Below are 7,043 nucleotides of genomic sequence, written 5' to 3' on the forward strand. Positions count from 1 at the left end.
AAAAGGCGGTGTTGGAAAATCAACGACCGTAATTAATCTGTCGGCAAGCCTTTCTGAGCTGAAGAAAAAGGTCCTAATTATCGATTTCGACCCTCAGGGTAACTCCACGTCAGGTTTTGGAATCGAAAAAGAGGATCTTGAGCACGATATCTACGATTCCGTGCTTCACGATTTCCCAATGGAAGACATAATTCAAGATACTGAGTGTAATAGCGTCTTTGTTGCGCCTGCAACTATCCAGTTAGCAGGCGCAGAAATCGAGCTTGTCTCTAAAATGGCTCGTGAGGGATGCTTGAAGAAAGCGCTTGCTCCAGTCAAAGATGAATTTGATTATGTGATCATCGATTGTCCTCCTTCATTGGGCCTTCTAACTATTAATGCTCTATGTGCAGCCGATTCTCTTTTGATTCCGATTCAGTGTGAGTACTACGCACTTGAGGGAGTTACAAAGCTGCTTGAATCCATGAGGATGGTCCAGAAGAACATTAATCCTGAACTGGAGATCTTTGGTGTTGTCCTGACAATGTTCGATACCCGTACTTCCCTCTCGAAGCAAGTTGAGGATGAGGTGCGTAAGTATTTTGGCAATAAGGTATTCAAGACTGTGATACCTCGTAATGTGAAGATTGCAGAAGCTCCTTCGTACGGTAAACCGATTAGTCTTTATGCGAGAGTCAGTAAGGGTGCCCTTGCATATGGACATCTTGCAAAAGAGGTGACAAGGCGTGGCTAAGAAGGCATTAGGGAAAGGTCTTGGCTCCTTGATGGGGACTGCCGAGGCGGAGACTGCCGCGCTTGAGCCGGATTCCACTCTCCCCATTTCAAAGATAATTCCTAACAAGGATCAGCCTCGTAAGCTGTTCAAGGAAGCTGAACTCACTGAGCTATCCGATTCAATCAAGCAGAACGGAATACTTCAGCCGCTCCTCGTTAGGAAGAAGGGCACTAAGTACGAGATAGTAGCTGGAGAGCGAAGGTATCAGGCGGCGAAGCTTGCGGGCCTTGAAGAGGTGCCGGTGATCATCAAGGAGATCTCTGATGCAGAGGTCTTCAAGCTTGCACTGATCGAGAACCTCCAGCGGTCTGACCTCAGCCCGCTCGAAGAGGCCCGTGGCTATAAGCAGCTCATCAAGGAGCGCTCTCTCACCCAAGACGAAGTCGCCAAACTTGTCTCGAAATCTCGCTCCGCTGTGACGAACACGTTGAGGCTCCTTGACCTTCCTGAAGAGGTTCAACAATTCGTTGAGGATGGGCTGATCACTGCTGGTCATGCTAGGGCCATACTCGCCGTTCCTTCTCCTGAGGGAAGGATCAAACTTGCCCAGAAAGTTGTTGATGAGAAACTGTCGGTCCGTCAGACAGAAAATCTCGCCCCGCTCTTTTCTGTCAATGATGAGCCGAAGACAAGAAAGCGCGAGCCTCTTCCACAGTCTTTCAAGCGTGCCGCGAGGACATTGCGTCTTGCTTTGGATACGAACGTTAAGGTAAAGAACGTCCGAGGCAAGAACAAGCTTGAGATTGAGTTTTCTGACGAGGACCAACTCGCGCACTTGGTAAATCTGCTGTCAGGCATGGATGGCGATGAGCAATGAAAGTGAAGACGTTCGTAATTACTTCACTCATTGTTGCTGGTGCTGGATATTACTTTTACGATCGTCTTCTCTCGGATGACGCAAAAGCAGAAATCAATAATCTCGCGCACTCGATAAATGAAGGTTATGCAAGGGTATCTGAGGTCATTGATTCAATGACGGGGCAGGTCGTGGAAGACCCTTCGGTTCTTCCTAATGTGCAAGTTACCAAAGCGCAATGGGAAAGACTTGGATACTAGAACATATGTTTTAAATTAGCCAAAAACAAACGACCCGGACAATCAGTTCCGGGTCGTTTGTTTTGAAATTGATGTAATCTGCAGAAATTACTCGGATTCAATGCGCTGCTTGAGCTGGCCACAAGCGGCGTCGATATCGGAACCACGGGAATTCCTGATAGTGGCCTCCACACCGACATGGGCGAGCGCGTTCACGAAGTCCTCGGCGCGTTTCTCGGTGGAAGGCTTGAGCTTGGAGCCGGGGACATCGTTCAACTGGATGATGTTCACGTGCGCGAGCGTGTCCTTGCAGAAGTCGCAGAGGGCGGCCATCTCGTCACGCGTGTCGTTGACGCCTCCGATGAGGGCATACTCGTAGGTCGGGCGCCGGCCGGTGCGGTCGACGTACTCTCCCATTACGGTGTAGAGGTTGAGCAGGGAGTACTTCTTCACGCCGGGCATGAGGAGGTTGCGGGTCTTCTGCACGGCGGAGTGAAGTGAGACAGCGAGCGTGAACTGCTCTGGCTCGCGCGAGAACTTTCGGATCATCGGGATGACGCCACAGGTGGATACGGTGAGGTGACGCGCACCGATGCCCGCGCCCTCGGGGTCGTTCAGCTTTCGCAGCGCGGCGAGCGTGTTGTCGTAGTTCATGAAGGGCTCGCCCTGGCCCATGAAGACGACGCTCGTGACACGGGTGTTGAAGTCGTCCCGGACGTGCATGACCTGGTCATAAATCTCGGAAGCGGTGAGCGAGCGCGTGAAGCCCGCGCCGCCGGTGGCGCAGAACGCGCAGCCCATGGCACAGCCGGCCTGCGTGCTCACGCAGACGGCGAGCTTCTTTCCAGAGGGCATGCCGACGCACTCGACCGTGACGCCGTCGGGGAGGCGGAGCAGGTACTTCCTGCTGCCGTCGTCGGAGACTTGGCGGGCAACCTCCTCGACCCCGCCGAGCGCGAGGGACTCAGAGAGCTGTGCACGCAGGGATTTGGGCAGGTTGGTCATATCGTCGAAGGATTTGGCGTTCTTCGTCCAGATCCAGTCCTCAACCTGCTTCACGCGGAAAGCGGGCTGCCCCAGGGACTCCATGAGTGCCATGAGCTCGCCTTTGGTCATGGACTTGAGGTCGCGGACCTGGTTGCTGTTCTTATCGTTGCTGCTAAGCGCCATATATACTCCTGTCTTTAGAGTTTTGTCCTGCGGTGGAGTATCCTCTCAACAGGAAATAAGCCACAATGCCAGTCGAGTCTAGCAGCTGGGGCGGCGCGCACGGCTAAGGAGCAGCATGAACACAGAAGAACTCAAGAGCCTCAAGGTCGTAGTGCTCTGCGGAGGGTGGTCGGACGAGCGCGAGGTGAGCATCACCTCGGGCACCGAGTGCAAGAAGGCACTCGAGGGATACGGCTTCCAGAAGGTCGATCTGCTCGACATCGCCGAGCCCGCGTTCGCCGAAAAACTGGCCCGCGGGGGCTATGACGTTGCGTTCCCCGCTCTCCACGGCCGCTACGGCGAGGACGGCTGCATCCAGGGGATGCTCGAGGTCATGCACATCCCCTACGCGTTCTCAGGAGTCTACGCCTCCGCCGTGGCGACCCAGAAAGAGGCCGCCAAGGTCCTCTTCGAGAAGGCCGGCCTGCGCGTTCCGCGCGGCGTCGACCTCGCGCCCGCGACGAAGCTCACCCAGGAACAGAAGGACGCGCTGGTAGACGAGCTCGGGCTGCCCCTCTTTGTGAAGCCCTCCGGCAACGGCAGCAGCTTCGGCATCACGCGTGTGACCGAGAAGTCCCAGCTTCAGGGCGCCGTCGACCTCGCCGGCGCCACGGGTGAGCGCGTGCTCGTGGAGGAGTGCGTCGAGGGCACCGAGATCACGGTGCCTGTTATCGGCAACGACGACCCCCATGCCCTGCCCATCGTAGAGGTGGTCACAGGCGCCGAGTTCTACGACGCGAAGGTCAAGTACGAGCCTGCCGAGCTCCACCACGTCATCCCCGCCCGCCTGGCCCCGGCGGTCTATGCGAAGGCCCAGAGCGCGGCGGAGAAGGCCCACAAGGCCCTCGGCTGCGCCGGCTGCTCCCGCAGCGACTTCATCGTGACGGCGATGGGCGAGCCAGTGATCCTCGAGACCAACACCATCCCCGGAATGACGCCCGCGAGCCTGCTTCCCGACTCCGCGCGCCACGGCGGCATCGAGTTCGGGGAGCTGTGCGCCAAGTTCGTCGAGCTCGCGGTGCAGAAGAGCACTTCTTTGCAGGCGGACGGGGAATAAAGCGACGGCCGGCTCGCGGCGCGGGCGGCGAACAAGATAAGGAAGACCATGTCCCAGGACAAAAACCACGTGGCCGCGCAGCCGAGCCTCGATGACCTCATTCTGCCGGGAACCCCCGAGCAGGTGGCGGACGCGTACCGGACCCTGGCCGAGCGGGCGAAGACCGCGCAGTTCGGGCTTTTGGAGGACGACGTCGTGGTGCTCGACACCGAGACCACGGGCCTCTCGTTCAAGGACTGTGAGCTCATCGAGATAAGCGCCGCCCGCCTGCGCGGGCGCGAGGTGGTCGAGCGGTTCGAGACCTTCGTGGACCCGGGCCGACCCATCCCGCCCGAGATCCAGAAGCTCACGGGCATCTCGCAGATCGACGTCGCCGGCGCGCCGAGCCCGCGCGATGCGGTCGCCGCGCTCGCCGAGTTCGTTGGCGGACAGCCCGTGCTCGCGCACAACGCGACCTTCGACCGCACCTTCGTAGAGGCGGTGCCGGGCGGCGCAGGAGTGTCCGACATCTGGATCGACACCCTCGCGCTCTCGCGCATCGCGCTTCCGCGCCTGAGGTCTCACCGTCTGGCGGACATGGCCTCGGCGTTCGGCTGCGCGGCGGTCACGCACAACTCGACCGACGACGTCGACGCCCTGTGCGGCATGTGGCGGATCATCCTCTGCGCGCTCACAGACCTGCCGGCAGGCCTTCTGGGCTTCCTCGCGGGCATGCACAAGGAGGTCGACTGGGCGTTCAGACCCGTGCTGTCGGGCCTTGCGCTCGCGGACGAGGGCGTGCGCTTCTCGCTGCCCGCCGTCAGAGCGCGGCTCGTGGCGTCGCAGGAGGGCCATGTGCGCCAGGACGCCCAGGAACTCGACGGTCCCTGTGTGGCCCCGAGCTGCGAGGAGGTCACGCGCGAGCTCGGGGAAAGCGGCGTGGCGGGGCGCATGTACGAGCGCCTGGAGCGCCGCCCCGAGCAGGAGGAGATGGCGCGTGAGGTCGCCCGTGCCCTGGCGACGTCGACCCATCGCTCCATAGAGGCGGGCACAGGCGTCGGCAAGTCATTGGCGTACCTCCTGCCCATGGCGCTGTTCGCCCAGCGCAACAACGTGACGGTGGGCGTCGCCACAAAGACGAACGCGCTCACCGACCAGCTCGTCAGCCATGAGTTGCCCGCGCTCGCGGCGGCGCTTTCCGGCGGCCTCGAGTTCCACAGCCTGAAGGGCTACGACCACTACCCCTGCCTGCACCGGATGGACCGCGCGGCCCGCGAGGACCTGCCCATCGCCGCGGGAAAGAGGGACGGGCGCTCGGACAACGCGGTGGGCTCCGATATGCTGACCGCGCTCGCGGTGTGCTACGCGTATGCCTGTCAGTCGCCCGACGGCGACCTGGACGCGCTCGGCATCCGTTGGCGCTACGTGCCGCGCTCGATGCTCACCACGACCTCGAGCGAGTGCCTTCGTGCACGATGCCCCTACTACCCGAATCTGTGCCTGCTGCACGGCGCCCGTCGCCGCGCCGCGTGCGGCGACGTCGTGGTCACGAACCACTCGCTGCTCCTGCGCGACGTCGAGGCGGACGGCAACATCCTGCCGCCCATTCGCCACTGGGTCGTGGACGAGGCCCACGCCTTCGAGTCCGAGGCGCGCCGCCAATGGGCGGTCGAGGTCTCCGGCGAGGAGGCGCGCATCGCGTTCGAGCTTTTGGGCGGGACAAAGATGGGCGTCCTGCGCACGCTGCTCGCGCAGGCGTCGCGACTCGAGAACTCGACGCTCGTGTGCGGGCTCCTGACCAAGGCCGCGGCGACGGTGGCGCGGGCTCAGGTGGCGAGCGCGGACCTCTTTGAGGCGGTGCACGGGCTCGCTGGCCTTGCCCGCGGCGGCGAGAGCGGCTATGACGTGTCGACTCTGTGGGTGGACGACGCCGTGCGCGGCGGCGACGCCTGGGGCGAGGTCGCCGCGGCCGGCGAGCGCGCGGCCGATGTGCTGGCGGAGGCGATCAAGCAGCTCAAGGAGGCCGGCGCCGCCCTGCGCGAGTCGGACGCCCGACTCGCGACGGACCTGGGCGAGTCCACGAGGTTCCTCGCCGAGCTTCTTGCCGGCGTGAAGCTGATCTGTGTCGAGCCCGACCCGTCCTACGTGTACTCGGCGCAGGTGTGCCGCTCGCGCAAGCGCATGAACATGGAGAAGCTCTGCGCCGAGAAGCTCGATGTGGGCGCCGACCTCGCCGAGCACTGGCTGCCCGAGATGGACACCGTCGTCTTCACCTCCGCGACCATCGCCGTAGGAGACAGCTTCGAGCACTTCGACGCCGGCGTGGGCCTCGACCGGCCCGGCGCGGGCGAGCACTCTGACCTGCGGCTCGACTCGAGCTTCGACTTCGATCGCAACATGAGCGTGATCGTGGCCAAGGACATGCCGGCGCCGAACGAGCGCGGCTACATCGACGCGCTCGTCGAGCTTCTGTACGACGTGCACACGTCGATGGGCGGCGGCGTCCTCACGCTCTTCACAAACCGGCGCGACATGGAGCGCGTCCATGCCGAGCTGGCGCCGCGCCTGGCTCGGGAGGGGCTCGACCTCGAGCAGCAGGGCCGCGGCGCGTCCGCCCGCAGGCTGCGCGACCGCTTCATCGCCGAGAAGGACCTCTCGCTGCTCGCGCTCAAGTCGTTCTGGGAGGGATTCGACGCCGCGGGCGAGACGCTGCGCTGCGTCGTGATCCCCAAGCTGCCCTTCTCGAGCCCCAACGACCCGCTCGTCCGCGAGCGCGAGGCCCGCGACCAGCGCGCCTGGTGGAAGCATTCGCTGCCGGAGGCCGTGATCTCGGTCAAGCAGGCGGCGGGCCGCCTGATCCGCACCTCGACCGACACCGGCGTGCTCGTCCACGCGGACTCGCGCCGGGTGACCAAGCGCGACGGGCGGCAGTTAATCCAGTCTTTGCCCAGCAAGAACGTGCAGTCGATCGAGCGCGCCGGCGTGGGC

6 protein-coding genes are annotated in these 7,043 nt (G+C 62.2%); 5 read left to right on the forward strand and 1 reads right to left on the reverse strand.

Features of this window, described 5'->3' with window-relative positions; all coding sequences use genetic code 11:
• From ACT84W_RS02145 to ACT84W_RS02155, 3 genes are all read left to right on the forward strand, one after another.
• Positions 1-733, forward strand: a 733-nt coding sequence (locus tag ACT84W_RS02145) for a ParA family protein (RefSeq protein WP_444328045.1), incomplete at its 5' end; no start/stop codon positions are given.
• The gene (locus tag ACT84W_RS02150; RefSeq protein WP_444328046.1) at positions 726-1,592 is read left to right on the forward strand and encodes a ParB/RepB/Spo0J family partition protein; all 867 of its coding nucleotides are present in this window, start codon (positions 726-728) and stop codon (positions 1,590-1,592) included. The genes ACT84W_RS02145 and ACT84W_RS02150, both read left to right, overlap by 8 nt.
• Complete coding sequence (locus ACT84W_RS02155; RefSeq protein ID WP_444328047.1) at positions 1,589-1,831, forward strand: hypothetical protein; 243 nt, start codon at positions 1,589-1,591, stop codon at positions 1,829-1,831. Before ACT84W_RS02150 ends, ACT84W_RS02155 begins: the two co-directional genes overlap by 4 nt.
• Before the next feature lie 87 nt (positions 1,832-1,918).
• Here the strand turns inward: ACT84W_RS02155 and rlmN are convergent, their stop codons facing one another.
• Entirely contained in the window at positions 1,919-2,980 is a 1,062-nt protein-coding gene (gene rlmN / locus ACT84W_RS02160) for a 23S rRNA (adenine(2503)-C(2))-methyltransferase RlmN (protein WP_432290623.1), read from the reverse strand.
• Positions 2,981-3,095: 115 nt separating this feature from the next.
• Between rlmN and ACT84W_RS02165 the strand changes: the two genes are divergently transcribed.
• Both ACT84W_RS02165 and ACT84W_RS02170 read left to right on the forward strand, forming a co-directional pair.
• A complete protein-coding gene (locus ACT84W_RS02165; protein ID WP_444328048.1) occupies positions 3,096-4,076 on the forward strand; it encodes a D-alanine--D-alanine ligase family protein in 981 nt (326 codons plus the stop codon).
• Positions 4,077-4,124: 48 nt separating this feature from the next.
• Positions 4,125-7,043, forward strand: a 2,919-nt coding sequence (locus ACT84W_RS02170) for a helicase C-terminal domain-containing protein (RefSeq protein WP_444328049.1), incomplete at its 3' end; no start/stop codon positions are given.

It is taken from the genome of Paratractidigestivibacter sp., assembly GCF_052362415.1.
In the GTDB taxonomy this organism is placed as follows: Bacteria; Actinomycetota; Coriobacteriia; order Coriobacteriales; family Atopobiaceae; genus Paratractidigestivibacter.